Annotated in this window: 2 protein-coding genes; one reads left to right on the forward strand and one right to left on the reverse strand. The window is 72.0% G+C overall.

Translation table 11 applies throughout. The features are described 5' to 3' along the window. Nucleotides 1–60: 60 nt before the first annotated feature. Nucleotides 61–612 carry a cysteine hydrolase family protein gene (locus tag FNH04_RS45245; RefSeq protein WP_152792037.1) on the forward strand — a complete coding sequence of 184 codons (552 nt, stop codon included), beginning with the start codon at nt 61–63 and terminating at the stop codon, nt 610–612. On the opposite strand, the gene FNH04_RS45250 is transcribed toward FNH04_RS45245, so the two are convergent. Then, nucleotides 588–1,877 (reverse strand): alpha-L-fucosidase, encoded by a 1,290-nt coding sequence (locus tag FNH04_RS45250; protein WP_152792036.1) that lies wholly within the window; start codon nt 1,875–1,877, stop codon nt 588–590. The two genes, FNH04_RS45245 and FNH04_RS45250, sit on opposite strands and share 25 nt — an antisense overlap. Nucleotides 1,878–2,131 lie beyond the last annotated feature (254 nt).

Below are 2,131 nucleotides of genomic sequence, written 5' to 3' on the forward strand. Positions count from 1 at the left end.
CGAGGGGGCGGTGCGGGCGTGACGCCGGACGAGCCCCGGGGGCCGGCCGCCGTCGACGACATGCGGCTTGCCGTCATCGACATGCAGCGCGTGTTCGCCGAACCCGGCAGTCCTTGGGCGACTCCCCGCTTCGAGGAGGCCGCCGAGGGCGTACGGCGCCTGCTGCCGGTGTTCGGCGACCGTGTCACCTTCACCCGCTTCCTCGCGCCCGAAGAGCCGCTGGGCGCCTGGCGGGCGTACTACGACCGGTGGCCCTTCGCCCTCCAGCCGCCGCGGGCCCGGGCCTGGGAGCTCACGGACGAGTTCGCGGGCCGCGCGCTGGACGTGGTGGACGCCACCACCTTCGGCAAGTGGGGCCCGGACCTGGCCGCCCGCGTCGGCGCCGGCGGGCGGCTGGTCCTGGCGGGAGTCAGTACGGACTGCTGCGTGCTGTCCACCGCGCTCGCCGCCGCAGACGCGGGCGTCGAGGTGCTGGTCGTCGCCGACGCCTGCGCGGGCGCGGGCGACGACTCGCACGCCAGGGCCCTGGACATGATGGACCTGTACCGGCCGCTGATCCGGATCGTGACCGTGGAGGACGTGCTCGGTCAGTCCCGTCCCGTACCCCGGTAGAGGTCCAGCTCCCCGTCCAGCTCGACGGCCAGTACGGTCGCGTACGGGTCGAGGTCGGCCTCCGCGGGGGCATCGATCCAGGTCACGCCCGGGACCGCGTCCAGCCCGCCGGTCACGTGGTGACCCAGCTCGGCGCCCGTGCCCAGGACCGTGACCCGCGCGACGCGGTTGCGCAGCCCGCGCACCGAGACGGACTCGCGCGGCACGTCGAAGCAGACCAGGTACAGCGTGCGCCGGTCTGCGGACAGGGTGCTGGGCCCGTAGTGGTGCCCGGCGGGCAGCCCCGCGACCGTCCCGTACACGGCCTCGGAGTGGCGCCCGATCCACGCGCCGAGCGCCTCCAGCCGCTCGACCTGCTCGGCGGGGATCGTGCCGTCCTCCCTCGGGCCGACGTCCAGCAGCAGGTTGCCGCCCATGCCGATCGTCTCCGCGAAGTAACGCACCAGCTGACGCACCGACTTGTGGTTGTGGTCCTGGTGCTGGAAGCCCCACGAGTCGTTGACCGTCAGGCACAACTCCCAGGGGCCCTCGGGGGCTTGGAGCGGTATGCCCTGTTCGGGGGTGGCGTAGTCGCCGTGGCTGAGCATGCGGGCGTTGAGGACGGTCTCCGGGTTCCCCGCGCGGATCAGCTCGGCGAGCTCTCCCGTCCGCCACTGCTCCTCCGTGCGCTCCCACTCGCCGTCGAACCACAGCAGGTCCGGGCGGAACCGGTGGACGAGCTCGCCCACCTGGGCGTCGCGGTACGCGAGGAAGCGCGTCCAGGCCGCCGGGTCCTCCTTGCCCGCCTCGGCGTGGGAGTAGGGATTGGCGTCGTTGCCGCCCGGATAGGTGTCCGGCCACTCGTCGATCCCGGGGTGCCGGACGCTCGCGTAGTCGGGGTGGTTCCAGTCGGAGTGCGAGTAGTACAGGCCCACCTTGAGGCCCTGCTCGCGCAGCGCGTCCACGTATCCGGCGATCAGGTCGCGTCCGGCCGGGGTGTGCCGGACCACGTTCAGGTCGCCGTGGGCGGTGTCCCACAGGGCGACACCGTCGTGGTGCCGGGAGGTCAGTACGGCGTACCGGGCACCCGCACGGGCGAACAGCTCCGCCCAGGCCCGCGGGTCGTACGCGGACGCCGTGAAGCGGTCGAGCTGTTTCATGTACTGGTCGTGGGGGACCTCGCCCCAGTAGAAGGACCAGGACTCCGGCACTCCGTCCACGGCGTAGATGCCCCAGTGGATGAAGATGCCCAGCTTGGCGTCGGTGAACCAGGGTTGCATCGTCATGTGCCCACGCTAGGCGGGCCCGTGTGGCGGGCGCGTGGGTGCCGGTCACCACTACTGGTCCGTTTTCACCTCGCGATGATCCTCCGAACAGCTCGTGAGCACGTCGCCGGACCGCGCCGCACAGTGACGCCGGTGACTGTCGTGCACTCCTGGCACAGCAGGGGCCCGAGTGGGATGATGCGACACGGTCAGGCCTCAAGTCCCGGAACTTGCAGGTCTGTTGGGGCGTGGGGGGACGTCTCCCGGGGTGGGTT

This window comes from Streptomyces phyllanthi (assembly GCF_009377205.1).
Taxonomy (GTDB): domain Bacteria; phylum Actinomycetota; class Actinomycetes; order Streptomycetales; family Streptomycetaceae; genus Streptomyces; species Streptomyces phyllanthi.